This is a genomic window from Streptomyces sp. NPDC015346 (genome assembly GCF_043078785.1).
Lineage (GTDB): Bacteria > Actinomycetota > Actinomycetes > Streptomycetales > Streptomycetaceae > Streptomyces.
Genome location: NZ_JBIBTW010000003.1, coordinates 573,839 through 598,442 on the forward strand (window position 1 = coordinate 573,839; position 24,604 = coordinate 598,442).

A 24,604-nucleotide genomic window follows, 5' to 3' on the forward strand; every position below is an offset into this window, starting at 1 on the left:
GCCGGTTCCGCCGTCGGTTCCGTCTGCCGATTCCGTCTGTGGGGCCAGCCTAGGCGGGCCCGCTGTAAGGCCCGCAGGACGGGACGCGAATGAAGCGCTGCCGGGCGGGCAGGCGCGCCGTGGCCGAAAATCGTCCCAACCGGGACGAATGAGGAGGGAGCACGCCCGGATGCGCACGACCGGAACCGCCCACACGCCGACACAAGGGCCCCGCGGCCCCAGAGGTATGTCATGAATCTTCCTCTGCCCGACGATGTGACCGAGCTCAAGGCGGTGATCGGGCGCGAGATCTCGGCCCTGCGTGCCGACGTACGCCGTAAGGCCGCGGCGCGTCAGCCCACACCGAGGACCACGGACCGCGCGTCACCCGTACAGAGCACGGCGAGCACCGCGACCCTCCCCCGCAGGCACGACGGCGTCCTCGGCGCCCCCTGCATGTGCGGCACGGGCGAGGTGGAGACCCGCGACCCCTTGTCCTGCGTCTGCGCCGCCCTGCCGGCCGTCCCCGTGTCGGCGGCGCTGCTCACCCCGCTGCGGGACGACAACAACGAGGTCGTCGACTTCGTGATCCGGGCAGGCAACCACATTCGCTCGGTCGAGTGGCTGGAAGCACCGGGCCACCAGGTGGGCCAGCGGTTCATGGAGGCGCGGCCCGGCGCGGCCGCCAGCGGGCTGGTCGCGGCGCTCGCCGACGTCCTGGCGACCGGGCGGCCCATGGACGGCCTGGTCGTCGACTACACCGAGGAGCGGCTCGGCCGGCTCCACCGCGCCCAGCTGCTGTACTACGCGGCCTCCTGCGGCGGCGAGCTCGTGGTCACCTGGCGCCCCGTCCGCAGCCAGGCGGAGATGCTGACCGTGGACGCCCAGCACCTCGCCTCCATGGGCTGGGGGCACTGGGACCTGCTGTCGGGGAAGGTGACCTGGTCGGAGGGGCTGAGCCGGATCTTCCGTACGGAACTGAACATGCCCTGGTCGCTGCAGGAGCTGTGCGACGCGCTGCTGCCGGCCGACACGACGGCGTTCGCCGAGTTCATCACGGCGGTGCTGGCGGGGGAGGAGCCGGCCTGGACCAGGATCCGGTTCCTGGTGCTCGGCGAGGTGCGGACGCTCGACCTGCTCGGGCGGCCCGTCGCCGGAACCGACGGCCGCCCCTGGGCCGTGCACCTCGTCGCCCGCGACCTGACGCCCCAGATGCGCAGCCGACGCCGACTGGTGGAGACCGAGCGCGAGACGGAGCGGCTGCGGCAGCAGGCCGACGCGGAACGCCGCGTCGCCGCCTCGCTGCGCGAGGCGCTGCTGCCCACCCACTCCGAGGAGCTCGCCGCCGTGGGTCTGACGGTGGCGGCCGCGTATCTGGCGTCCGAACCCGACTCGGCGGTCGGGGGCGACTGGTACAAGTGCCGTCTGCTGGCGGACGGACGGGTGCTGGTCGCGATGGGCGACGCCTGCGGCCACGGGCTCGACGCGGTCGCCCGGATGGCGCAGCAGCGTCACGCGCTGGCAGGGCTGGCGCAGACGGGAGCATCGGCGGGCGAGATCATGACCTGGCTGAACGAACTCGTCTGCAGCGACCCCTCGGGCGAGACGGCCACCGTGATCGCCGGTCACATCGACAAGGACCGGGTTCTCCACTGGGCCGACGCCGGGCACCCCGCGCCGCTGGTACGGCGCGAGGGACGGGCCTTCGCGCTCACCGCCGAGCAGCGCGGCCCGCTGCTCGGGGCGTTGCCGGGGTACGCGTACGAGACGTCGGCGTACCAGCTGCTCAAGGGCGACCTGTTGGTCCTCTACACCGACGGCATGGTGGAGCGGCGGGGCGAGGACATCACCCAGGGCATCGAGCGGCTCGAGCGCGCGGTGGGCGACGCGGCGGGTCTGACCCCGCAGCAGACGATCGACCGGCTGGTGGAGGAACACGTCCGCGAGGAGCACGACGACGACGCGTGCCTGCTGGCGATCCGGGTCGACTGACGGACAGACCAGTCGACCACGGCGGGCGCCGCACTACCTTGCGGCGCATGACAGCGCGCGACTACCATGCACCGCATGACAATGGAGCTGCCGGGCGCCGGTGACCAACGGCGCAGTCAGCTGCTGCGCGGAGTGCTCGACCTCTGCCTGCTCTCCCTGATCGCCGAACGGCCGCGGTACGGCTACGAGTTCGTCGAGGCGCTCACGGAGAGCGGACTGGAGCTGGTGAGCGAGGGGAGCATCTACCCGCTCCTGGCCCGGATGGAGCGGGCCGGGCTCGTCGCGTCCTACCGCGCCCCGTCGTCCAGTGGCGGGGCGCCGCGCAAGTACTACCGGCTGACCGAGGCGGGCCGCGCGGAACTGGACCACGGACGGACGGTGTGGCGGGAGTTCGCCACCCAGGCAGCCCGCATCCTCACCGACACCACCGACACCACCGAATCCATCGCACCGGCCGAACCCACGGGGGGAACGACATCATGACCATCGAGCGCGTACTGGCGGTCTGCCGCAGCAACTGGGAGTACCGGGGCATCGACGACGCCTCCGTCCGGGAGATGCTCGACGAGCTCACCGCCCACCTGGAGGACGCCGCGGCGGCCGGACGTTCGCCCCAGGACGTCGTCGGCGAGGACGTCCCGGCCTTCGCCGCCTCCTGGGCCAGGGCGCGCGTACCGCTGCGCCGGCGCCTGCTGAGAATGGCGGCCATGATCGCCTTCCTGGCGGGCGTGCTGCTGCTCCTCTCGCACCTCACCCGGTGGACGACCGGCGTGGACGTCACCCCCGGGCGGCTGGCCTTCTGGCTCGGCATCGCGGTCGTCACCGTCGCCCTGGAACTGCGGCGCGGGTCCCTCGGCCTCGGCAAGGGCTGGCTCGTGGCGCTCGTCGTCGGCCTGCCGGCCGCGCTGGCCACCGAGAGACTGCTCGGCGACGAACCGCTGTTCCACATGCCGCTGTGGGCCACGCTCCTGCTCACCCTGCCGGGCCTCGCGTACGCCCGCGCCGAACGACGGGCCTCGCGCGACACGTAGCAGAACCGTTGCGCCCCGCGCCGGAGGACGCCCGCGAGATCGAGAAGGCGGCGCTCGACGCGGAGGCGCTGCGCGAGCGGATCGTGGTGGCCCGGCGCGCGCTCGACGACGTCGAATCGGCGCCCTCCGCGCTGCCGTCGCCTCGCGTCCGCGCGCGCGTGGAGAGATCCTGGGAGTAGAAGGGAGGCGCGTCGGTGCCGCGCGCCCCCGCAGCGCGAGGAGGCAGACCATGACACGGACCCTCGAGTGGAAGGTCGGCCTGGAACTGGTCGAGGAGGACGGCAGGACCAAGGCCGTGGCGCATCTGGACACCGGCACGTCGACCCTCACCGGCCGCGGCAGCGCGCGGTGCAACCCCGCGGACGTGGACGTTCCGGTCATCGGCGACGAGCTCGCCGCCGGCCGGGCCATGAAGGACCTGGCCGCCCAGTTGATGCGAGAGGCCAACCGGGAGATGGAGGCGGTGGGCGCGGGGACGGTACCCCAGCACACCGGTCCCGGATACGGCTGGCCGGAGGCGGTCTCCTAGCCGGACCGACCGCCCCCGGACCGAGGCCCAGGATCGAGGCCCGTCGGCTCGCCGCCGACGGGCCCCGGCCGTTCGCGTCTCACCGTCAGGGCAGCGGGACCCCGCCGTCGCGGCCGCCGTCGTGGGCGTCGGCGGCCGGCCCGTCGTCGTCCGCGTACGAGAGCCGGTCCACGACCTCCACGACACCGTCCACGCTCTCGCAGAGCCGTACGAAGACGGGCGCGAGGCTCCTTCGCTCCAGCGTGCCCGTGAGGGTCACCCGGCCCTCCTCGACGTCGATGTGCAGGGAGGCGGGGGAGAGGCCCAGGATGCGGGTGGCCACGTCCTCCAGGATCTCCTCCTGGATGGCGCGGTCCCGCCGCAGGAACAGCTGCAGCAGATCGCTCCGGCTCAGCACGCCGATGAGCTGCCCGCCCGAGTCCACCACGGGAAGCCGCTTCACCCGGTGCCGCTCCATGAGCCGCGCCGCCTCGACCGCCGTCCACGAGGGACGGGCCACCACGACGGGGCTGGTCATCATGGCCTCGGCGGTGCTGGGACCGTCCTTGGCGGTGTGGCGCCTCAGCAGGTCCGCCTCCGAGACCACGCCGACCGGCCGGTTGTCCTCGTCGACCACCGGAACCGCCGTGATCCCGTACTCGTCGAGCAGCCGCGCGATCTCCTTGAACGACGTCCCCGGCTGCACGGCCACCGCGGTCGGCGTCATCAGGTCGGCGACACTGCGGTTCCGCATGTCGGTCCCGTCCCTTCTCCGCTCCTGCGCCCATGATCCCTCACGCGGAGCCTCCGGGGACGACGCCCGGCTAGTCGAACGGGTCGAGCGTGACGTACGCCTGCCGCGGATCGCCGTCGTGGACCAGCGACTCGTGGGCGCCGACGTCGTCGAAGGCGAAGCCGTAGGCCTTGCCGTCCGCCATCTGGGCGTGGATCTTGCGGGCGTAGTGGTTGGTCACCGCGTCCTGGTAGAAGCCGGCCGACGAGGTGTCGGGCTGCTGGGGGTTGGTCAGCAGCGTGGAGCGGTTGTAGCCCGCGCAGAGGGTACGGGAGATCGGGCCGCGTACCTGGTCGTTCGGCGCGTCGAGCAGCTTGTAGCAGCCGAAGACACTGTCCGAGTCGGGCTTCTGGAAGGAGGTGACCACCGTCCCCGCGCTGTTCGTGAAGTTCATGACGTTGCCCGAGACGCGGCCGTGGTACTTCACCGACGGCTGGTTCGCGAAGGGCGTCACGGTCAGCGTCGAGGTGGCGTACCTGGTCCAGACGCGGTCGATGTAGTCGTTCATGACGCTCGCGGGCAGCGCGCCCGCCTCGATGCCGTGGCCCGGCGCGAGGGCGCGCAGCACCGTGCCGTCGGCCCGCGTCTGGACGAGGCGCGCCCAGCCGCCGGGCTGGCCGCGGAGCGCGTCGAAGAAGCCGCGGTAGCCGCCGGGCTTGAGGCGGCCGGTGGTGGCGACGCTGCCGTCCGGACGCTTGACGCCCACCGCGTACGGCGCCGAGACCATGTCGACCTGGGTGCTGTTGAGCCAGAGACCCGAGTCGTTGAGCGTGTACTCCGACCAGTTGAAGAGGATGTCGCGGTTGGGATCGCTCGGGTTCTGCACGGCCGGCTGCACCAAACCGCCCGTCGCGAGCTTGAACACCAGCTTCTTGCCGTAGCTGAAGTAGATCCGCCCCGAGAACTTCGGCAGACGGATCGTCATGGACTGGCCCTGGGGCGGGCCGGCGATGGAGGCGTCGGGGGCGGGCACGGGGACGGATCCGCCGGCGGGCCAGGGGTGGAAGGTGCCGTTCGCGTCGGCCCAGCCCTGGCGGCCGGTCGAGAGCTCGGTGCCGAGGTTGTAGACGTACACCTGATCGGCGCGGCCCGAGTTGTTCTTGAACGTGAGCGGAATGGTGGCGGGGACGGCCGCCTGGACCGTGGGAGAAGGTCCGGCGACGGTGAGGGCGGTGCCGATCAGGGCGGCCGCGGCGAGGGGCGCGAGCAGGGGCAGGCCGCGCCGATGGCGGGAGGGAGAAGGCACGTGGGGGCTCCTCTGGGTGGGGGGCGGGGAGCGTGCGTGAGAGCGCTCTCAGAATGGTGAGATTGTGATGGCCCTGTCAATGCTTGCGACGTCCCGGTCCGCGTGCCGACCGGTCGCGTACGGCGGAGAGTGGAGGGCGTGGATGTCGAGCGGATCATCGAGGAGCTGTACCGGCTGAACCCGGGCGACTTCGTGGCGGCCCGGGACGCGTACGTCGCCGAGGCGCGGAAGGCCGGGGACACCTCCGCGGCGAAGGCGATCGCGGCGCTGCGCCGGCCGACGCGGGCCACCTGGGCGGCCAACCTGCTCGCCCACGAGCGCCCGGACGAAGCCGGGCAGTTGGTGGAGCTCGGCCGGACCCTGCGGGAGGCCCACCGCACGCTCGACGCGCCGCAGCTGCGGGCGGCCGGTCATCAGCGGCACCAACTGGTCGCGGCGCTCGCCCGGGAGGCCGCCGGGCTGGCCCGCTCGGCGGGGCTGCCCATCGGCGACACCGTCGTGCACGAGGTCGAGCAGATCCTGCACACGGTCCTCGCCGACCCCGAGGTCGCCGAGCAGTGGTCGCGCGGCCGCCTCACCGCCGTCCCCGACGCGGTCGTCGGCTTCATGGGCGTCCCGGCCCCCGCCGTCCCGCCTCCGTCGCCGCCACGAACGCCCCCACCACAGGCACCCGCGCGCACGCCTCCACCCGCACCCGCTCCGTCCCGCTCGGCCCGGCGGCCGGAATCCGACCGGGCGGCGCTGGAGCGGCGGCGGGAGCGGTTGGAGCGGGCCCGGGCGGCGGCCGCCGAGGCCGACGCCGAAGCGCGGCGGCGCGAGGAGGGCCTCCGCGAGGCGCGCGAAGAGGAGCGGGCGGCCGAGGCGGCGGCCACCGAGGCCGCCGAGCGGGTGCGCGCCCTGGAACGTGAGCTGCAGGGCGCCCACCGCGCCGAACGCGCGTCCCGCGCGGCTCTCACCGAGGCCGCGTCGGCGGTGAAGGAGGCCGAGCGCGCCACCCGGGAAGCCCGCCGCGCCGCGGAACGAGCCGCACGCTCGCTGGAGCGTGTCGAGGGCCGGGAGGAGGAGTCGTAGAGCGTCGTAACCGTCCGTATGTCGAGCCGCTGCCCGCTCGAACCGGCGGGCCACGCGCCCGAGGGCCGACGATCCCCGGAGGGATCGCCGGCCCGTGGAGCCCGCGAGGTGCGCCTGTCGGATCCGCCGGATCAGCCGATCTACGGATCTACCAAGCTACGGATCTAGAAGACGCTCACGCCGTACGCGCTGAGCGCCTCGGTCACCGGCTGGAAGAACGTGGTGCCGCCGCTGGAGCAGTTGCCGCTGCCGCCCGAGGTGAGGCCGAGCGCGGTGCTTCCGGAGAACAGCGCGCCGCCGCTGTCGCCCGGCTCCGCGCACACGTTGGTCTGGATCATGCCGTAGACGATGTCGCCGTTACCGTAGTTGACGGTCGCGTTCAGGCCGGTGACCGTCCCGCCGCGCAGGCCCGTGGTGCTGCCGCTGCGCTGGACCGACTGCCCCACGTAGGCGTTGCCCGCGGCGGTGATGTCGCGGTAGCTGCCGTTGTAGAGGTAGACCCGGCCGTCCGCCGCCGAGGCGTTGGAGTGGCGGATGATTCCGTAGTCGTTGGTCGGGAAGCTGGACCCGGTGCGGGTGCCGAGCAGGGTGGTGTTGGCCGAGTTGGTGTACCACGTGCTGCCGATGTTGGTGCAGTGACCGGCCGTCAGGGCGTAGTACGTCGAGCCGCTGCGGACGTTGAAGCCGAGCGAGCAGCGCCCGCCGCCCGCGTAGATGGCCTGGCCGCCCGCGATGAGCTTGTTGAACGTGCCCGGGGTGCGCTTGATCTCCAGTGCGGAGGCTCGGTCGCCGGCCGCCTTCTTGATCGTGGCGATCTCGGCGGCGGAGACGGTGGAGTCCGCGGTGACGACCAGCTTCCCGGTCGCCTGGTCGGTGTACCACGCGGTGCCGGGGATGTCGGCCCCGAGGACGGCCGCGTCGGCGGCGGCGAGTTGGGCGGTGGTGGCCCGCCCGTCGTCGGCCGTCGCCGCGGACGAGGTGGGTGCGGCAAGCGCTGAGGCGGCCAGGAGCGCGGAGGCGACGGCGATCAGCCGTGCGCCCTTCGCGACGCCGCCGAGGGGGGACAGACGCTTGAGGTTCACTACATCCTCCGGTGGGGGAAGGGGGGCCCGCTGGGTGGGCGGGCCCGTGAGACGGGATCGACGCGCCGGGACGGAGGGTGCTCCGCCATGGACCTGTCAATCTCGCGAGTGGAATCCTCGAAGCCGGGCGGTGTTCACGGCAAGAACGCCTTTCGGCCGATCTACGCGCGTTCAGATGGTCCCCCGGGGCGGGGGTGAGAGGCGCGAGCCGCCGGACGTCCGCGCGGGGCGCCGTGGACGCCCTGGACGCGGGCTCGCAAACGCTTGCGGAAGTTTGCTGACGGCCTTTCAGGTCACTGTGAGGTGGCCGGGACTGGAGTGTCGGCGGCGCGCGGCGGAAGCGGAGGGGGTTCTCTCGTTTGTCCAGTTCACATCGCCGCGTCGACGGATCCGGCACCCCATGTGTACGGCGCCCGGTCGCCGTCCCAGCCTGGCTGCCGTACACGCTTCGAGGGGTAGCGGTCGCACAGATCCGCACAGATCCGAACGGAAGGCGGCAGGCGCGGTCGTGGCGCCGGCGGGCGGCAGCGCCCCGGGAGGGGGCCGCCCCCGCGCCAGTGGTACAGGTGCCGGCGCTGCCGCAATGCCTCGATCGGTCCGCTTCGCCCGTCCGGCGGCGTGTCCTGTTCCGGTCGCCCAGCCCCGCCCGCCGCCTCTCCGCGTCGGTTCAGAGCGACGCGTACACCGCCTCGATCAGGGCCATCTTGCGAGGATCGTCCGCGATCCGCCCGCCCATCCGGTTCATCACGTAGCCCAGGGAGATTCCCGACTCGGGGTCCGCCAGGCCGCAGGAGCCGCCGAGACCGTCATGGCCGAAGGCGCGGGGATTGGGGCCGTAGGAGGCGTTGGGACCGCTCAGCCAGAGGCCGAGCGCGCACTCCGTCTCGTGGGCGAAGCCCGCGCCGAGAACCAGGTCCCGGCAGGCGCCCTGGCCCTCGCGGGCGCGTTCGACGGCCTGCTCGGAGAGGAGCCGGCGCTCGCCGGCCCGGCCCCGCTCGGCGAAGACGCCGTACAGCGCGGCGACCGCGCGGGCCGTGCCGTGGCCGTTCGCCGCCGGAATCTCGGCGGCGCGCCACTCCGGGCTGTTGGCCTGCGTGACACCGACGAGCGGGTTGGCCAGGGCCGCCTGGGCCGCGGGCGCCAACTGGGCGAAGACGGCCGCCTGTTCACCGGACGCGGCGGCCGACGGGCGCACAAGTTCGGCCGCGCGGTCCGCCTCCTTCTCCGGCAGGCCGATGGTGAAGTCGATGTCGAGCGGCCCGGTGATCTCCTCGCGCAGGAAGTCGCCCGGCCGCCGCCCCGTGATGCGCCGGATCACCTCGCCCACCAGGAAGCCGTACGTCAGGGCGTGGTAGCCGGACCGGGTGCCGGGCTCCCACCACGGCTCCGTCGCCGCGAGGCGGGCGGTCGTCACCTCCCAGTCGTAGAACTCCGCGAGGCTGAGCGGCTCGCGCAGCCCGGCCAACCCCGCCCGGTGCGAGAGGAGATGGCGCACGGGAAGCTTCTCCTTGCCCGCCGCCGCGAACTCGGGCCAGTACGCGGCGACCGGCGCGTCCAGGTCGAGCAGGCCGCGGTCCGCCAGCAGGTGGGCGCAGAGCGCCGTCACCCCCTTCGTCGTGGACCAGACGTTCACCACGGTGTCGCGTTCCCAGCGGCGCGTGCGGGCGGCGTCCGCCCAGCCGCCCCACAGGTCGACCACGGTCCGGCCGTGGACCTGGACCGTGACCGCCGCGCCGAGCTCGTCGCGCCGCCGGAAGTTCTCCTCGAAGGCCTCCCGTACGGCGTCGAAGCGGGCGTCGTGGTCGCCTTCGATCGCGGGGGCGGATGAACGGTGCGGGCCGGACTCGGGCATGGCTGTCCTCCAGGTCGGTCGGTGCGCCTCACCGCAACATACCGACTGGTCGGATAGGGAGGAAGAGGCCGGGCGCGGCGGGTCACTCCAGGCCGCGGGCCACTCCAGGCCCCGGGTCACTCCAGGTCGAGGATCTCCCGCAGCGCCGCGACCGCGTGGGCGCGGTGCTCGGTCAGCCACTGGACGGCGGCGGCCGTGTCGCCGTGCCGGACCGCCGAGATGACGGCTCGGTGCTCGCGTACGGCCAGCTCCCGGTGCGGGTGCTCGGTGTAGTAGAGCGAGCGGTAGGCGTCCGTGGCGTCCCAGAGGGTGCCGATGAGGCGCACGAGCCGCGGCATGCCGGACGCCTCGATCAGCGTGAAGTGGAAGCGGCGGTTGGCCGCGGCCATCTCCGTCACGTCCCCGGCGTCCGCCGCCCGCTCCACCTCGCGCTGGATCCTCTCGAGCCTGGCGGTCAGGCCGTCCTCGGCGCGGGCGACCGCCACCCGGACCGCCTCCGTCTCGAGGAGCTCCCGGATGCGGTAGACCTCCTCCAGGTCCGCGAGGGACAGTTCGGCGACGAAGTAGCCCCGGTGGACGTGGTGCACCACAAGACCTTCGCCCTCCAGGATCTTCAGGGCCTCGCGCAGCGGAACCCGGCTGACGTCGAGCCGGGCCGCGAGCGCGTCCTGGCGGATCTGGTCGCCGGGGCGCAGCTCTCCGCCGGTGATCGCGCGCCGCAGCTCCTCGAGGACGAACTGCTGGGCGGTGGGCGGCCGCCGCTTCTGCACCGCGCTGCTCATCGCCTGTGACCTTCCTTCGGTTCGGTGGCCGGGCCGGCTGTGCCGCCGGAACCGGCGCCTGCGCCGGTCCGGGCGTCCGGTCCGGATCCGTACATCTTCCTACGGGGCGGGAGGGAGGCATCCCAGCTCGGCGAGCAGGGCCTCGGTGTGCTCGCCCAGACGCGGGGGCGCGCAGCGGTAGACGGGTGGGGTGACGTCGAGGGCGATCGGGTTGGCGACCTGGGCCGCGCCGGCCGCCCCGGCGGGGACCCGTGGCTCGAGTCCGAGACGGTCGGCCAGGTCGAAGGCGGCGGCGAGGTCGTTGATCGGCCCGCAGGGCACACCGACGGCCGTCAGCTCCTCGAACCAGCTGTCGGCCGTCCGCTCGGCGAGCGGACCGGAGAGCAGCGCGGCCAGTTCCTCGCGGTGGGCGACGCGGGAGGTGTTGGTGGCGAAACGGACGTCCTCGGCGAGGGCCGCGAGGCCGAGCCGCTCGCAGAGCGTCCGGAACTGCCGGTCGTTCCCCACGGCGAGGGCGAGCGGCCGGTCCTTCGCCTCGAACACCTCGTACGGGGCGATGCTCGGGTGCCGGTTCCCCATCGCCCGGGGGACCACGCCGGCGCCGAGGTAGGCCGCCGACTGGTTGGTGAGCGCGGACAGCAGCGAGGTGAGCAGCGAGACCTCGACCCGCTGGCCCTCGCCCGTGCGCTCCCGGTGGCGCAGGGCGGCGAGGACGCCGAGGCCCGCGTGGAGGCCGGTGATCACGTCGACGAGCGCCACGCCCGCCTTCGTCCCCCGGCCGCCGGGGTCGCCGGTCACGCTCATCAGGCCGCCCACGGCCTGCACCAGCAGGTCGTAGCCCGGCAGCCGGGCGCCCTCGGCGGCGCCGAAGCCGGTCACCGAGCAGTAGACGAGTCCGGGGTTGGACGCCCGTACCGTCTCGTGTCCGAGGCCGAGCCGCTCCATCGTGCCGGGCCGGAAGTTCTCGACCAGGACGTCGGCGCGGTCGACGATCGCCCGGGCGGTCGCCAGGTCGGCCGGGTCGGTGAGATCGAGGGCGATGGAGCGCTTGTTCCGGTTCACTCCGAGGAAGTACGTGGCCTCGCCGTCGGCGAAGGGCGGGCCCCAGGCGCGGGTGTCGTCGCCGGAGCCGGGGCGCTCGATCTTGATGACGTCGGCGCCCAGGTCGGCGAGGAGCATCGTCATGTACGGCCCGGCGAGCACCCGGCCGAAGTCGGCGACGACGATCCCGGACAGCGCGCCCGGGCCCGGCATCCCCTGCTCGTCTGCGTGCATCCCGCTCTCCTTCGCCGGCGATCGGATCCAACGGGAACGTACGCATCGGAGATCGGATTTTCAATACTGGATCCAAAATCCGATCTCCCGCTACGCTACGCACGCCGTGTTCCCGCAGCCGCCTGGAGGCCCTCCGTGATGTCGCCGAATCCGCCGCAGTCGCCGAACCCGCCGAAGACCTCGCAGCGCCCGCAGCCCTCGAAGTCGTCCCCCGTCCACCCCTTCGATCTCCTCGCCGTCGACGGGCTGCTGACCGACGAGGAACGCGAGATCCGCCGCACCGTGCGGACCATGGCCGACCGCGAGCTGCGCCCCCACGTCGCCGACTGGTTCGAGCGGGGCGCCGTCCCCGCCCGCGAACTCGCCCGCCGACTGGGCTCCGTCGGCGTGCTCGGCATGCACCTGGAGGGCTACGGCTGCGCGGGCACCAACGCGGTCGCGTACGGCCTGGCCTGCCTGGAGCTGGAGGCCGTCGACTCGGGCCTGCGCAGCCTGGTCTCCGTCCAGGGCTCGCTCGCCATGTACGCGATCTGGAAGTACGGCTCCGAGGAGCAGAAGCGTCAGTGGCTGCCGGGCATGGCGGCCGGCGAGTACATCGGATGCTTCGGCCTCACCGAGCCGGACGCGGGATCGGATCCCGGATCCATGCGCACCCACGCCAAGCGTGACGGCGGTGACTGGGTGCTCAACGGCACCAAGATGTGGATCACCAACGGCTCGGTCGCCGACGTCTCCGTCGTCTGGGCCCGCACCGACGACGGCGTCCGCGGCTTCCTGGTGCCCGCCGGCACCCCCGGCTTCAGCGCCCCGGAGATCAAGCAGAAGCTGTCGCTGCGGGCGAGCGTCACCAGCGAACTGGTCCTGGAGGACGTCCGGCTGCCGGCCGACGCGATGCTCGCCGAGGCCCGCGGCCTGTCCGGCCCGCTCGGCTGCCTCAACGAGGCCCGTTTCGGCATCGTGTTCGGCGCACTCGGCGCCGCCCGCGACTGCCTGGAGACGGCCCTCGCGTACGCCGGCGACCGGATCGTCTTCGAGCGGTCCCTCGCCTCCTACCAGCTCACCCAGCAGAAGCTCGCCGACATGTCCCTGGAACTCGGCAAGGGCATGCTGCTCGCCCTCCACCTGGGACGGCTCAAGGACGCCGGAAACCTCTCGCCCGAGCAGGTCAGCGTGGGCAAGCTGAACAACGTACGGGAGGCGATCGCCATCGCGCGCGAGTGCCGCACGATCCTGGGCGCCAACGGCATCACCCTGGAATACCCGGTGATGCGCCATGCCAACAACCTGGAGTCGGTCCTCACCTACGAGGGCACCAGCGAGGTGCACTCCCTGGTCATCGGCAAGGCGCTCACGGGCGAATCCGCCTTCCGCTGACCGTGCTCAGACCGCCGTCACCTTCGCCACGAAGGCGTGCAGGTTGGTCATCATCCGCGCGATCCGCTCGTCGAGGCCGAGGGACTCCTCCTGGCGGCCGGCCCGCAGCTTCGGCTGCCGCTTGCCGCGGATGTACAGGGAACACGCCAGGTCGGCGCAGACGTAGATGCCGACCGTGTTCCCCTCGCGCCCGCGGGCGCCGGCGAGCGGCGCCGCGAGGAGGGTCACGCCCGAGGAGGCGTGGGCCGTCAGGCAGACCTGGCACAGGCTGGACTTGACCGCGCTGGTCCGGCTCAGCGCCGGCACGCGCAGCGTGATCCCGAGCGGGCCGTCCTCGGCGGGGAGGACGACATGGGCGCGCAGCGGCGCGCCCGGGTCCACCCAGCCGAGGAAGTCGAGTTCCTGCCAGGGGAGTTCGGCGAAGTCGAGCGGCAGCCGGAGCCTGCTCGCCTCGCCTTTCGTGCAGTTCACGAAGGACGAGCGGATCTGTTTGTCGGTGAGAGGTTCCACTCGGTGGACCATACACAGACCCGCTCGACCCGGACATCTCTTTTACGGCGGTCCGCTACGCGCGGTCCGTTACGGGCGGTCCGCCGGCCCGCTGGTCGTGCCGTCCGGTGTCGTGCCGTCGGGCGTCGTGCCGTCGGGCGTCGTCCCGTTGGTCGTGCCGTCGGGCGTCGTTCCGTCGGGTGTCGTCGGGCCCGTCTCCGTTCCGTCCGTCGCGGGCTCCGACGGCGGGCTCTTCGGGCTCTGCGGCTCGGACGTCTCCGTGGCGGGCGAGGACGGAGGGGAGGGCGGGGACGGGGAGTCCGGCGACGGCGAATCGGTCACCGTCTCCGTCGCGGTCGGCGTGGGGGAGACCGTCGGCGGGAACGTCTCCTTGTCCTTCTTCCCGGTGTCGCCCGGCTCGCGCGCGAACCAGCCGTTGTCCTCGGGGTCGTAGACGACGAAGACCTTCACCGGGGTCACGGCGGGAGTCACGACGACGACCTGGGAGGGCTGATAGCCCGGCCAGGCGGTGCCGGTCGTCTTCGGCGACTTCTGGGCCACCGGGGGCGTCAGCGGGTTCCCGCAGGCGCAGCGCACCCGCGGCACCCCGTGCTCGTCGACGAGCACGGCCGTGCCCGCCTGGAGCACCGCCTGGTACGAGGTGGGGGCGCCGCCCCTGAAGCCGTGGTTGGTCACGCGGGTGTCGACACGGAGCTGGAGCGGGGTCAGGCCGCGGAGATATCCGGGGACTTCCTCGGCCCGCAGCCCGAGGACCGAGGCGAAGGCCGCGTTCTTGGCGGGCTCGTCGGCCAGGAAGCGCACCTGCCGCTCGATGTCGCAGCTGGCCGTTCGCCGCGTACCGCCGTACAGACCGGCCGCCGAACCGGTGACACTGCGTGTGGCGTTGGGGTCCACCGACCCGCTCGGGCTGGGGAGCGGGGCGGGGGACTCGGCGGCGTCGGGGGCGCGCGCCGTCGACTTGGTGAACGGGTTGGGGCCCGTGGCGGAGGCGTTCTGCAGGAACACCTCGCCGCCGGCGGAGCCGCCTCCGCCGCCGTTCCCGCCCGGGCGGGTGAGCACCACGATCAGGACGATCGCCGCGACCAGGGCGGCGGTGATCGCCGCGACCCTGGGGGCCGAGCGCCACCAGGGGCCGCCGCCACCGCCCTTGCCCGCGCCGCCCCCACCCCCGCTCGTGCCGCCGGGCCCGCCGGAACCGCCCCCGGACCCGCCGTAGGGCGGTCCCGGGGGTGGCGGCGGACCGGCCGTCTGCCCGGGGCGGGCGCCGGGGCCCGACAGGGGACCCGAAGGCGGACCGGTGGGCGGTACCGAAGGACGGTCGGACGGGGGGTGGGAAGTCACGTTTTTCCCTTTCTTCCGTTCCGCGCCCATTGTGTGCTCCCAACCGGTCCCGCCCGCAAGCGGACAGCACCTGCCGGTATTAGCGTGGGCCGGGTGACCAGTCACCTCGTCCGCCAAGGGGGCGAAGCCCTCGCCGCCGTCGTCGCCGGGTTCCTGGCGATGGCCGCCACCGCCGCACTCGGTCTCTGGGCCGCCGGCGCGGCCGACCTGCCCGGCGGCTTCCCGAACGTCGTCGCCGCGGTCGTCGTCATCGCCGCCGGCGGACAGGTCGACCTCTCCGGCGACGCGGGCGCCCTCGCCGGCACGAACGCCGAACTCACCGCCATGCCGCTCACCGTCACCCTGGTGGGCGCACTGGTCACCGGCTTCTGCTTCCTGCGCCCGCTGCGCCACCACGCCGTCGCCCGCACCGGCGAACTGGGCGCCCGGCTCGCCTGGACCGTCGTCCTCTGGCTGGCCGGGCTCGCCGCGCTCTCCGCCCTCGCCCGCCACGACTTCCGCGTCTCCCTCGGCGGCGGCCAAGAACAGGACCCCCTCTCCGACCTCTTCGGCGAGCTGCTCGACGCGGTGAACCCCACGGTCGGCTTCCGCACCGACGTCGGCCCCACCCTCTTCTACGGCCTCCTGTGGATCCTCGGCGTGCTCCTCATCGCCCTCCTCGTCTCCCGCGGCACCCCGCTGCCGCCCCGGCTCGTCCGCTACCAGGAAGCGGTCCGACCGGCCGCCTTCGCGATGCTGCTCCTGCTGCTCGCGTACGTCCTGATCGGGCTGGTCGTCGGCGTGGTCGTGGCGGCCACCAAGGGCCACGCGGCCGAGACCCTCGCCGTCGTCCTGCTCGGCCTGCCCAACGTCAGCTGGCTCGCCCTCGGCGTCGGCATCGGCGGCTCCTGGGAGGGCAGGGCCGAGGGGCCGTTCGGGCTGCCCATGCCACAGATCCTCGACTCCGTACTGCGCAGCCCCGGCTCCTCAGGACTGTCCACCGTGGACCTGTCCTCCCTCGTCTCCCAGGACTCCCGGGCCTGGTGGCTGCTGCCGGTGGCGGCCGTCCTGGTCCTGGCGGTTGCCTTCGTGGCGGCCGTCCGCTCGCCGGCCCGGATCCGGCTCTGGCAGCACGCCCTGCACCTGGGCATCGCCTTCGCCCTGACCATCCTGGTCGTCGCCCCGCTCACGCTGGTCGACGCGCGCATGGGGCTGTCCATCCTCGGCATCGGTGAACTCGAATCCCTCGGCGGCGAGGTCCTGCTCCGCCCCCACGTCTGGAAGACGGCGGGCCTGGCCCTGCTGTGGGGCCTCGTCGCCGGACTCGTCGGCGGTCTGCTCGCCTCCCGCGTCCACCGCCGCGGCGAGATCGAACCCCGCCCCGCCCAGGACGAGGCCGGCCCCCTGCCTCCGCGTTCCTGATGCCCCCTCCTGAGTCCTGAGGTCCTACGGCCGAGTCCTGAGGTCCCACGGCTCTACGGCTCCAGGCTCTACGGCTCGCGGAAGACCGGAAGCGCCCACTTCGGCGGCCTCGGCGGCGCGGTCGGCGGCTCGGGCCCCTCCGTGCCCTCCCGTCGTTCCGGCCCGGGACCGCCCCGCTCCAGGGCCGCCCGCAACGCGGCGACGAACTCCAGACACGTCCCGTACCGCTCCTCCGGGGCCTTCGCCAAGGCCTTCGCGAGCACGGCGTCGGCCGCGTCCGGCAGTCCCGGCCGCTCGGACGAGAGCGGCGGCGGCGGATCGTACTGGTGCGCCCAGAGCAGCGCCATGTCGTCGTCGCGCCGGAACGGCGGCACCCCGGTGAGCGTCTCGAAGACCACGCACGCCAGGCTGTACACGTCGCACCGGCCGTCCACCGGCCTCCCCGAGATCTGCTCCGGCGCCACATAGTCGAGCGTCCCCACGAACTGCCCCACCGTCGTGAGGCCGGTCAGGGACAGCGACTTCTTCGTCAGCCCGAAGTCCGTCAGGTAGACGTGCTCCGGATGGTCGCGGTCGGTGCCCTCGGCCACCAGGATGTTGCCCGGCTTCACATCCCGGTGGACCAGGTCGTGCGCGTGCGCCGCGTCCAGGGCCGAGGCCACCTGGACGGCGATCCGCCCCGCCTTCACCGGGGCCAGCGCGCCCTCCCGGTCAAGCAGCGCCCGCAGGTCCTGCCCGGGGACGTACCGCATCGCGATGTACAGCACCCCCTCGGTCTCGCCCGCCTCGAAGACCGGGACGATGTGCGGATGGTCGATCGCGGCCGCCACCCGCGACTCGTGCGCGAACCGCTTGCGGAAGGTGTCGTTGCGGGCCAGTTCGGGCGCGAGCAGCTTCAAGGCCACCGTCCGGTCCAGCCGTACGTCCCGCGCCCGGTACACGACCGCCATCCCGCCGCGCCCGATCTCGGCCTGCACGACATAGCCGGCGATCTGCTTGCCGACCAGGCCGGACTCCCGGCCGGCGGGCAGATCCGTGTCGCGGGTCGCGCCGGCCATCAGTCCTCACCCGGCAGCCGCGCCCGGTCCACCACCTGCGTGGGCGGCGGCCCCTCCACCACCTGCGTCGGCGGCGGACCGGCGGGCCTCACGCCCCGCCCGTCGCCCGACCCCTCGCCCGATCCGTCGCCGGCGCTCTCGATCCGTCCCTCGACCTGCGCCACCACCTGGGTCGGCTCATGCCCGGCGGGCGCGCCGACCGGCACCGCCGCGCCCGCCGACGGCCCGGCCGAGGCGGCGTACGTACTGAGACCGATCCCGTCGCAGTACACCCAGCGCTCGTGCTCGGCGTCGTACAGCCACAGCGACTCGCCGTCCACCACCATCCCGACCCGCAGTCCCCGCGTACGCCTGCGGAACGTGTCCCCGTCCGTCCGCCCCGCCGCCAGCTCCTCCGCGGCGCGCCGGTAGCGGCCGAGCGACTCCTCGACGCGTGCGAGCAACGGCCGCGGATCGGCGGTCCTGGCGAGCGGCTTGCGAGCCTCGGGCGGATCCACGGGCACGGAGACGAGGAGCCGGGCGTCGACCCAGGCCGACCAGCCGTTGGAGCACACGACCTGCCCCCAGTCGCCGACCCGCTCCACGAGCTGCACCGGCAGGAACGCGTCGAGCGGCACGGTGGGCAGCCCCGGGTCGGGCGCCTCCCACGCGGGCAGGCCGTCGCGCGGCACGACGTGCGTGGGCCGGAATTCCGGAACGTACGCCGGTACGGACGGAGTGACCGGGATGCCCATGGGCCGCCTGCCTTCCCTCGTACTTCCTCGTGCTTCCTACTTCCGCATGATCACCGGCTCGTGGCGGCGCAGCAGCCGCGCGACGGCGAAGCCCAGGAGGAGACTGAGCACCACCAGCATCCCCATGTCGAACAGCCAGGCCTCCAGGGTGTGGTGCAGGAGCGGATCGTCCGTCTTCTCGCTCGGTGCGATCTTGCCGATGTCGATGGTCGCCCCCATCGCGGCGAACGCCCACCGCGCCGGCACGAGCCATGCCAGCTGCTCCAGGACCGGCGAGCCGTGGACCGTCAGGAGCGCACCGCAGAAGACCACCTGGACGATCGCGAGGAGGACGAGCAGCGGCATCGTCACCTCCTCCTTGCGCACCAGGGCGGAGACGAACAGACCGAGCATCATCGCTGTGAAGGACAGCAGGGCGACCGCGAGTGTGAGCTCCACCAGGGGCGGCAGGAGCACGCCCTTGCCGCCCGGCACGTTCAGCGGCACACCGATGAGCGCGACGAGGGTCAGGACGACCGCCTGGACGACCGTGATCAGGCCCAGGACGACGACCTTGGACATCAGATACGCGGAACGGGACAGGCCGACGGCTCTCTCCCGCCGGTAGATCGTGCGCTCCTTGACCAGCTCGCGCACCGCGTTGGCCGCACCGGTCAGGACGCCGCCGACGCAGAGGATGAGCAGCACGTTCATCGTCGACTCCGGCCCCAGGCTGCCCTCCGACAGCGCCCGCGCCATCGCGCCCATCACGAACGGCAGGGCGACCATGATGGCGAGGAAGGTCCGGTCGGCGGAGAGGGCGGCGGCGTAGCGGCGTACGAGCGTACGGAGCTGGGCGCCCCAGCTCTGCGCCTTGGGCGGCGGCCCGGGCTCCGGAACCGTCCCCGAGGCGGCGACGGGCGGCCGGCTCATCGCCTCGGCGATGTACCGGCGGTGGAGGCGCGAGGCGCGGTACTGCCCCGCCCAGTCACGGTCGCGGTCGTTCTCGAAGGCCTCGAACGCCTCCGGCCACTGGTCGAAGCCGAAGAACTCCAGCGTCTCGTCCGGCGGTCCGAAGTACGCCACCCGTCCGCCCGGCGCGAGGACGAGCAGCCGGTCGCAGACGTCCAGGCTCAGCACGCTGTGCGTCACGACGATGACGGTGCGGCCGTCGTCGGCGAGGCCGCGCAGCATGTGCATCACCGAGCGGTCCATGCCGGGGTCGAGACCGGAGGTCGGCTCGTCGAGGAAGAGCAGCGACGGCTTGGTGAGGAGCTCCAGGGCCACGCTGACGCGCTTGCGCTGGCCGCCGGAGAGACTGTGGATGGGCTGGTCCGCGCGCTCGGCGAGACCGAGTTCGTCGATCACCTCGTCGACCCTGGCCCGGCGTTCGGCCGCCGCGGTGTCCTCGGGGAAGCGCAGCTCGGCCGCGTAGCCGAGGGCCCGCCGGACGGTGAGCTGAAGGTGCAGGATGTCGTCCTGCGGGACGAGGCCGATGCGCTGGCGCAGCTCCGCGTAGTCCCGGTAGAGATCCCGGCCGTCGTACAGCACGGTGCCGCGGTCGGCGGGGCGCTGACCGGTCAGCGCGCCCAGAAGGGTCGACTTGCCCGAGCCGGACGGCCCCACCACGGCGAGCAGCGACTTCTGGCCGACGGGAAAGGAGACGTCCTCAAGCAGGGTCTTGCGCGCGCGGCCGTGTCCACCGCGCCCGCCGCCCCCGCCCCCGCCTCGGCCGCCCTGCCGCACGGTGACCGAGAGGTCCTGCACGTCGAGGGAGACCTCGCCGGTGTCGGTGAACTCGACGAGCTGGTTTCCGATGAGGCAGAACGCGGAGTGCCCGATGCCGACGATGTCGTCCGGCGTCACGCGCGCGTGGACCACGGGACGGCCGTTGAGGTACGTGCCGTTGTGACTGCCGAGATCCTGGATCCAGTAGGTGCCGTCGGGGTGGGCGAGCAGTTCGGCGTGGCGCCGGGAGACCACCAGATCGTCGACGACCAGGTCGTTGTCCGGGGCCCGGCCGATGCGCACGGTCCGGGCGGGCAGCGGCCGCACGGAGGTGGGCTGCCGGAAGGTGCCGGTGGCGGCGGGATGGGCGACGGAGGAGGGGCGGGGCGGGGTCCGCGGCGGCGCGGGAGCCGGCGGGCCGGGGGACGGTACGGGGGGTGGCGGCCCGGGCGGCGGGGGTGAGGGCTCCCGTGGCGGCGAGGGCTCCCGCCGGCGATCGCGTACGGACTGGGGTTCGCGTACGGGTTCGTGTACGGAAGGGGGCGGTGTCACCTGCTCGGACACCGGCGGGGAGACGGGCGCGGGGCCTGGGGACAGGACGGCTCGCGGGCCGTCTCCGGGGTGCCCGAACCGTATGACCGTGCCGGGACCGACCTCGCCGAGGGCGATACGGCGGCTGTCCGCGAAGGTGCCGTTCGTACTGCCCTCGTCCTCCAGGGTCCAGTGGTCGCCGACGGCGCGCAGGACCGCGTGGTGCCAGGACGCACGGGCGTCCGCGAGCACGATGTCGCTGGTGGGGTCGCGCCCGATGCGGTAGACCCGGCTCGGACTCATCAGGGTCGTGTCCCCGTCGATCTCGAGGACGAGCTCGGGAGCGGTGGGCGCGACGGGCCGTTCTCCCATGGGTGAAATTTTATCCGCCAGGGCTGATCCGTGCCCCCGGGGCAGCGCCCGGCCCGTCCGGGGCCCGCCGGTATCGTGGGCGCCTCGATCGTGGAGGACGGAACGACGGACGACGGACGTCGTGGACGTGAGGAGGCCCCACCCGTGCCGAAAGGTGTCACCAAGCGCCGGCCCCGGACCCGGGCGGCCCTGCTGCGCGCCGCGCTTGCGGCCTTCGCCGAGCACGGTTTCCACGCGACCTCGATCGAGCAGATCTGCGAGCGCGCCGGCTACACCCGCGGCGCCTACTACTCGAACTTCGCCAGCAAGGAAGAGCTCTTCCTCGCCCTCTTCGACGAGCACAGCGAACGGACCGTGCGGCGGCTCGCGGAGGCGATCGACGGGCTCGCCGCCGAGGAGTACACCCTGGAGCGGATCGCCGCGCTCGCCTCCCGGGTCGAGCCGGACGAACGGGACTGGTACCTGGTCACCACCGAGTTCACGCTGCACGCCATCCGCGACCCCCAGGCGGCGTGGGTGCTCGCCCGGCACGACGCCCGGCTGCGGGCCGAGATCGCGCGCGGGCTGACGACCGTACTGCGCCGGGCCGGACGTGAACTGACGGTGGACGCCGACCGGTTCGCGAGGCTGCTGATCGCCCTGCGCGAGGGCGGCCTCGCGCAGAGCTACGTGGAGCCGGAGGAGCTTCCGCCGGGCAGCCTCGAACGCGACTTCCTCGCACCGCTCCTCGAGGCGTCGACGCGGGAGGCCGCCCAGGAGGGGGCGGCCGGGGCCGACCGGACGGACACGGGGGAACGGGGCTGACGTCCGGTCAGTCGAAGAGATCCGGGTCCGACGCCGTGATCTGATCCCACAGCGGGCGGGCCTGGAACCAGCCCGCCAGGTGCGTACCGACCTGGCCCCGGGTGATCAGCGCCGTCTCGCGGTCGATGAGCTGCGGCGTACCGGCGGCCATCGCCAACAGCTGGGCCTGGCACGAGCGTTCCATGGTGACGAACCACCAGACGGCCTCGGCGACCGAGTGCCCGACCGTGAGCAGCCCGTGGTTCTTGAGGATGACCGCCTTGTGCTCGCCGAGTGCCTTCGCGACCCGGTCGCCCTCGTCCAGCTCGTTGACGACGCCACGGTAGTCGTCGTAGATGCCGTGGTCCTCGAAGAAGGCGCACGCGTCCTGGGTGATCGGGTCCAGGGGGACGCCGAGGCTGGAGAACGCCTTGCCGTGCAGCGAGTGCGAGTGCGCGGCGGCCACGGCGTCGGGGCGGGCCGCGTGGACCCGGGAGTGGATGACGAACGCGGCGCGGTTCACGGGGCGGTCGCCGGAGAGCAGGGTGCCCTGGTGGTCGACGAGGACGAGGTCGGAGGCCTTGATCTGGCTGAAACTCATCCCGAAGGGGTTGACCCAGAAGGCGTCCGGGTTCTCGGGGTCGCGGACGGTGATGTGCCCGGCGACGCCCTCGGAGAAGCCGAACCGCCCGAAGATCCGGAAGCCGGCGGCGAGCTGCTCCTTGCGGTACCGCCGCTCCTCCTCGACCGAACCGAAGGTGGGAGGCAGGGGGAGGGTGACGCCCTCGGGCACGGGCCCGACGGCTGCGGCGAGTGCGGGCGGAAGGGTGCTCATGGGGCTCCTCGGGAGGGCGCTCGGGCGTGGCACGCGCCGAAAAGATACAGCGGTGTATCCGTTGGGGCAATGGATCGGCCTTGCGGTCGTCGGGACACGGTGGCTACGGTCGGGCGGAAAGCGCTTACTGAACCGAGGGGCCGGCCCGTGCCGCAGAGGAACGTCCTGATCTACACCCGCACCGCCGGGTACCGGCACGACTCGATCCCGGCCGGTGCGGCCGCCCTCGCCGAACTGGCGGAGGCGGCCGGTCTCACCGCCGAGGCGACGGAGGACCCCGATGTCTTCACGACCGGGCGGCTGGCCGGGTGCGCGGCGGTCGTGTTCCTGTCGACGACGGGCACGGTCCTGACGCCGGAGGGCCGTACGGCCTTCGAGGCGTACCTCCGTGGCGGCGGAGGCTTCCTCGCCATCCACGCGGCGGCCAACGCGGAACCGGACTGGCCCTTCTACGGCGACCTCCTCGGCACCCGCTTCGACGGCCACCCCGAGATCCAGCCGGGCGTGGTCCGCGTGGAGGCGCACGACCACCCGTCGACGGCGCCGCTGCCGGACCGGTGGTCGTGGACGGACGAGTGGTACAACTTCACGTCGAACCCCCGGGGGGCGGGCGTACGGGTGCTGGCCCGCGCGGACGAGTCGACCTACCGGGGCGGAACCCTGGGCGCGGACCACCCCCTGGTGTGGTGCCGCGAGCTGGGCCGGGGCCGTGAGCTGGGCCGGGGCCGGGTCTTCTTCACGGCGCTCGGCCACGCGGCGGAGGCCTACGAGGACGAGACGTTCCGCGCCCACCTCTCGGGCGCGCTCCACTGGGTGTCCGTCTCCCCATCGCCCCTCTGGCCCCTCTGACCCGTCACGCCTCTGACCCGTCACCCCCGCGTACCGCCCCCGATTGCGCCGGGGCCGCGGGCGCGGGAGGGTTCCCCGTGGGGAGACGGCAGGAGGAGAGACATGGCCATCGCCACCGTGAATCCCGCGACCGGCGAGACACTGCGGACGTACGACGCCCACGGGGAGGAGGAGGTCGAGCGGCGCGTCGCCGCCGCGCACGACGCCTTCCGCCGGTACCGCACCACCTCCTTCGCCGAGCGCGCCCGCCTCATGCGCCGCGCCGCCGATCTCCTCGACGAGGACGCCGAGGACATCGCGCGCACGATGACCGTCGAGATGGGCAAGCCGATCACGGCCGCCCGCGCCGAGGCCGCCAAGTGCGCCAAGGCGATGCGCTGGTACGCCGACCACGCCGAGGAACTCCTCGCCGACGAGTACCCCGCGCAGGCCGACGTCCGCGACTCCGGCGCCGACACCGCCCGCGTCCTCTACCGCCCTCTCGGCCCGATCCTCGCCGTCATGCCCTGGAACTTCCCCCTCTGGCAGGTCGTCCGGTTCGCCGCGCCCGCCCTCATGGCGGGCAACACCGGCCTCCTCAAGCACGCCTCCAACGTCCCCAGGACCGCCCTCTACCTCGGTGACCTCTTCCGCCGCGCCGGATTCCCCGAGGGCTGCTTCCAGACGCTCCTCATCGGCTCCGGCGCCGTCGAGGCCGTCCTGCGCGACCGCCGGATCGCCGCCGCCACCCTGACCGGCAGCGAGCCGGCCGGCCGCTCCGTCGCCGCGGTCGCCGGCGACGAGGTCAAGAAGACCGTCCTGGAGCTCGGCGGCAGCGACCCGTACATCGTCATGCCATCCGCCGACCTCCCCCGGGCCGTCAAGACCGCCGTCACCGCGCGCGTGCAGAACAACGGCCAGTCCTGCATCGCCGCCAAGCGGTTCATCGTCCACACCGACGTCTACGACGACTTCGCCGAACGTTTCACCGCCGCCATGAACGCCCTGACCGTCGGCGACCCCCTCGACGAGTCCACCGACGTCGGCCCCCTCGCCACCGAGCAGGGCCGTGACGACCTCGAAGAACTCGTCGACGACGCCGTACGCGAGGGCGCCACCGTCCTGTGCGGCGGAGGCCGTCCCGAGGACCGGCCGCACGGCTGGTACTACCGCCCCACCGTGCTCACCGGCATCACCCCCGGCATGCGCATCCACCGGGAGGAGACCTTCGGCCCGGTCGCGACCCTCTATCCGGTGAGCGACATCAGGGAGGCCGTGGCCGTCGCCAACGACTCGCCGTTCGGGCTGAGTTCCAACGTCTGGACCCGGGACCACGCCGACGTCGACCTCTTCGTACGGGACCTGGAGGCCGGCGGCGTCTTCGTCAACGGCATGACCGCCTCCCACCCGGCGCTCCCCTTCGGCGGGGTGAAGCGCTCCGGCTACGGGCGCGAACTCTCCGGCCACGGCATCCGCGAGTTCTGCAACGCCACCACGGTCTGGCAGCGCACCTGACACG

The 24,604-nt window shown here is 73.2% G+C and carries 23 protein-coding genes; 11 read left to right on the forward strand and 12 right to left on the reverse strand.

Going from position 1 to position 24,604, the window contains the following annotated elements; translation table 11 throughout:
* The first annotated feature begins 231 nt into the window (after nt 1–231).
* From ACF06X_RS13410 to ACF06X_RS13430, 5 genes are all read left to right on the forward strand, one after another.
* Nucleotides 232–1,971 carry a PP2C family protein-serine/threonine phosphatase gene (locus ACF06X_RS13410; RefSeq protein ID WP_392287382.1) on the forward strand — a complete coding sequence of 580 codons (1,740 nt, stop codon included), beginning with the start codon at nt 232–234 and terminating at the stop codon, nt 1,969–1,971.
* Between the two features lie 75 nt (nt 1,972–2,046).
* Nucleotides 2,047–2,454 (forward strand): PadR family transcriptional regulator, encoded by a 408-nt coding sequence (locus ACF06X_RS13415; RefSeq protein WP_392287383.1) that lies wholly within the window; start codon nt 2,047–2,049, stop codon nt 2,452–2,454.
* Nucleotides 2,451–3,002, forward strand: coding sequence for a hypothetical protein (locus ACF06X_RS13420; protein WP_392287384.1), 552 nt, complete (start codon nt 2,451–2,453; stop codon nt 3,000–3,002). Before ACF06X_RS13415 ends, ACF06X_RS13420 begins: the two co-directional genes overlap by 4 nt.
* A gap of 8 nt (nt 3,003–3,010) precedes the next feature.
* On the forward strand, nt 3,011–3,181 hold the full coding sequence (locus tag ACF06X_RS13425; RefSeq protein ID WP_392287385.1) for a hypothetical protein: 171 nt from the start codon (nt 3,011–3,013) through the stop codon (nt 3,179–3,181).
* A 50-nt stretch (nt 3,182–3,231) separates the two neighbouring features.
* Nucleotides 3,232–3,531 (forward strand): DUF1876 domain-containing protein, encoded by a 300-nt coding sequence (locus tag ACF06X_RS13430; RefSeq protein WP_392287386.1) that lies wholly within the window; start codon nt 3,232–3,234, stop codon nt 3,529–3,531.
* An 85-nt stretch (nt 3,532–3,616) separates the two neighbouring features.
* Here ACF06X_RS13430 and ACF06X_RS13435 read toward each other — a convergent pair whose 3' ends face one another.
* Both ACF06X_RS13435 and ACF06X_RS13440 read right to left on the reverse strand, forming a co-directional pair.
* A complete protein-coding gene (locus tag ACF06X_RS13435; RefSeq protein WP_392287387.1) occupies nt 3,617–4,264 on the reverse strand; it encodes a CBS domain-containing protein in 648 nt (215 codons plus the stop codon).
* Between the two features lie 70 nt (nt 4,265–4,334).
* Complete coding sequence (locus ACF06X_RS13440; protein WP_392287388.1) at nt 4,335–5,549, reverse strand: glycoside hydrolase family 64 protein; 1,215 nt, start codon at nt 5,547–5,549, stop codon at nt 4,335–4,337.
* A 138-nt stretch (nt 5,550–5,687) separates the two neighbouring features.
* On the opposite strand from ACF06X_RS13440, the gene ACF06X_RS13445 reads away from it, so the two are divergent.
* On the forward strand, nt 5,688–6,620 hold the full coding sequence (locus ACF06X_RS13445; RefSeq protein ID WP_392287389.1) for a hypothetical protein: 933 nt from the start codon (nt 5,688–5,690) through the stop codon (nt 6,618–6,620).
* Nucleotides 6,621–6,784: 164 nt separating this feature from the next.
* On the opposite strand, the gene ACF06X_RS13450 is transcribed toward ACF06X_RS13445, so the two are convergent.
* The 4 genes from ACF06X_RS13450 to ACF06X_RS13465 all read right to left on the reverse strand — a co-directional run bounded on the left by ACF06X_RS13450 (nt 6,785) and on the right by ACF06X_RS13465 (nt 11,611).
* Nucleotides 6,785–7,702, reverse strand: a complete 918-nt coding sequence (locus tag ACF06X_RS13450) for a S1 family peptidase (RefSeq protein WP_392287390.1) — start codon at nt 7,700–7,702, stop codon at nt 6,785–6,787.
* A 667-nt stretch (nt 7,703–8,369) separates the two neighbouring features.
* Nucleotides 8,370–9,554 (reverse strand): serine hydrolase domain-containing protein, encoded by a 1,185-nt coding sequence (locus ACF06X_RS13455; RefSeq protein WP_392287391.1) that lies wholly within the window; start codon nt 9,552–9,554, stop codon nt 8,370–8,372.
* 116 nt (nt 9,555–9,670) lie between these two features.
* On the reverse strand, nt 9,671–10,336 hold the full coding sequence (locus ACF06X_RS13460) for a GntR family transcriptional regulator (RefSeq protein WP_392287392.1): 666 nt from the start codon (nt 10,334–10,336) through the stop codon (nt 9,671–9,673).
* A 99-nt stretch (nt 10,337–10,435) separates the two neighbouring features.
* The gene (locus ACF06X_RS13465) at nt 10,436–11,611 is read right to left on the reverse strand and encodes a CaiB/BaiF CoA transferase family protein (protein WP_392287393.1); all 1,176 of its coding nucleotides are present in this window, start codon (nt 11,609–11,611) and stop codon (nt 10,436–10,438) included.
* Nucleotides 11,612–11,749: 138 nt separating this feature from the next.
* On the opposite strand from ACF06X_RS13465, the gene ACF06X_RS13470 reads away from it, so the two are divergent.
* On the forward strand, nt 11,750–12,985 hold the full coding sequence (locus ACF06X_RS13470) for an acyl-CoA dehydrogenase family protein (protein ID WP_392287698.1): 1,236 nt from the start codon (nt 11,750–11,752) through the stop codon (nt 12,983–12,985).
* A gap of 6 nt (nt 12,986–12,991) precedes the next feature.
* Here ACF06X_RS13470 and ACF06X_RS13475 read toward each other — a convergent pair whose 3' ends face one another.
* Nucleotides 12,992–13,495, reverse strand: a complete 504-nt coding sequence (locus ACF06X_RS13475) for an FBP domain-containing protein (protein ID WP_392287394.1) — start codon at nt 13,493–13,495, stop codon at nt 12,992–12,994.
* 69 nt (nt 13,496–13,564) lie between these two features.
* The gene (locus ACF06X_RS13480; RefSeq protein WP_392287395.1) at nt 13,565–14,836 is read right to left on the reverse strand and encodes a DUF6777 domain-containing protein; all 1,272 of its coding nucleotides are present in this window, start codon (nt 14,834–14,836) and stop codon (nt 13,565–13,567) included.
* 93 nt (nt 14,837–14,929) lie between these two features.
* Here ACF06X_RS13480 and ACF06X_RS13485 point away from each other — a divergent pair, with 93 nt between their 5' ends.
* Entirely contained in the window at nt 14,930–16,237 is a 1,308-nt protein-coding gene (locus ACF06X_RS13485; protein ID WP_392287396.1) for a streptophobe family protein, read from the forward strand.
* Between the two features lie 68 nt (nt 16,238–16,305).
* Here the strand turns inward: ACF06X_RS13485 and ACF06X_RS13490 are convergent, their stop codons facing one another.
* The 3 genes from ACF06X_RS13490 to ACF06X_RS13500 are packed head-to-tail and all read right to left on the reverse strand — an operon-like array spanning nt 16,306 to nt 20,639.
* Nucleotides 16,306–17,295, reverse strand: a complete 990-nt coding sequence (locus ACF06X_RS13490; RefSeq protein WP_392287397.1) for a serine/threonine-protein kinase — start codon at nt 17,293–17,295, stop codon at nt 16,306–16,308.
* Nucleotides 17,295–18,029, reverse strand: a complete 735-nt coding sequence (locus tag ACF06X_RS13495) for a hypothetical protein (RefSeq protein WP_392287398.1) — start codon at nt 18,027–18,029, stop codon at nt 17,295–17,297. Before ACF06X_RS13495 ends, ACF06X_RS13490 begins: the two co-directional genes overlap by 1 nt.
* 36 nt (nt 18,030–18,065) lie before the next feature.
* Entirely contained in the window at nt 18,066–20,639 is a 2,574-nt protein-coding gene (locus ACF06X_RS13500; RefSeq protein ID WP_392287399.1) for an FHA domain-containing protein, read from the reverse strand.
* 144 nt (nt 20,640–20,783) lie between these two features.
* Here ACF06X_RS13500 and ACF06X_RS13505 point away from each other — a divergent pair, with 144 nt between their 5' ends.
* Nucleotides 20,784–21,443, forward strand: a complete 660-nt coding sequence (locus ACF06X_RS13505) for a TetR/AcrR family transcriptional regulator (protein WP_392287400.1) — start codon at nt 20,784–20,786, stop codon at nt 21,441–21,443.
* 7 nt (nt 21,444–21,450) lie between these two features.
* Here ACF06X_RS13505 and ACF06X_RS13510 read toward each other — a convergent pair whose 3' ends face one another.
* Entirely contained in the window at nt 21,451–22,257 is an 807-nt protein-coding gene (locus tag ACF06X_RS13510; protein WP_392287401.1) for a class II aldolase/adducin family protein, read from the reverse strand.
* 147 nt (nt 22,258–22,404) lie between these two features.
* On the opposite strand from ACF06X_RS13510, the gene ACF06X_RS13515 reads away from it, so the two are divergent.
* Together ACF06X_RS13515 and ACF06X_RS13520 are read left to right on the forward strand one after the other, a co-directional pair.
* Nucleotides 22,405–23,106 carry a ThuA domain-containing protein gene (locus tag ACF06X_RS13515; protein WP_392287402.1) on the forward strand — a complete coding sequence of 234 codons (702 nt, stop codon included), beginning with the start codon at nt 22,405–22,407 and terminating at the stop codon, nt 23,104–23,106.
* A 102-nt stretch (nt 23,107–23,208) separates the two neighbouring features.
* Nucleotides 23,209–24,600: an NADP-dependent succinic semialdehyde dehydrogenase gene (locus tag ACF06X_RS13520; RefSeq protein WP_392287403.1), complete on the forward strand. Its 1,392-nt coding sequence runs from the start codon at nt 23,209–23,211 to the stop codon at nt 24,598–24,600.
* Nucleotides 24,601–24,604 lie beyond the last annotated feature (4 nt).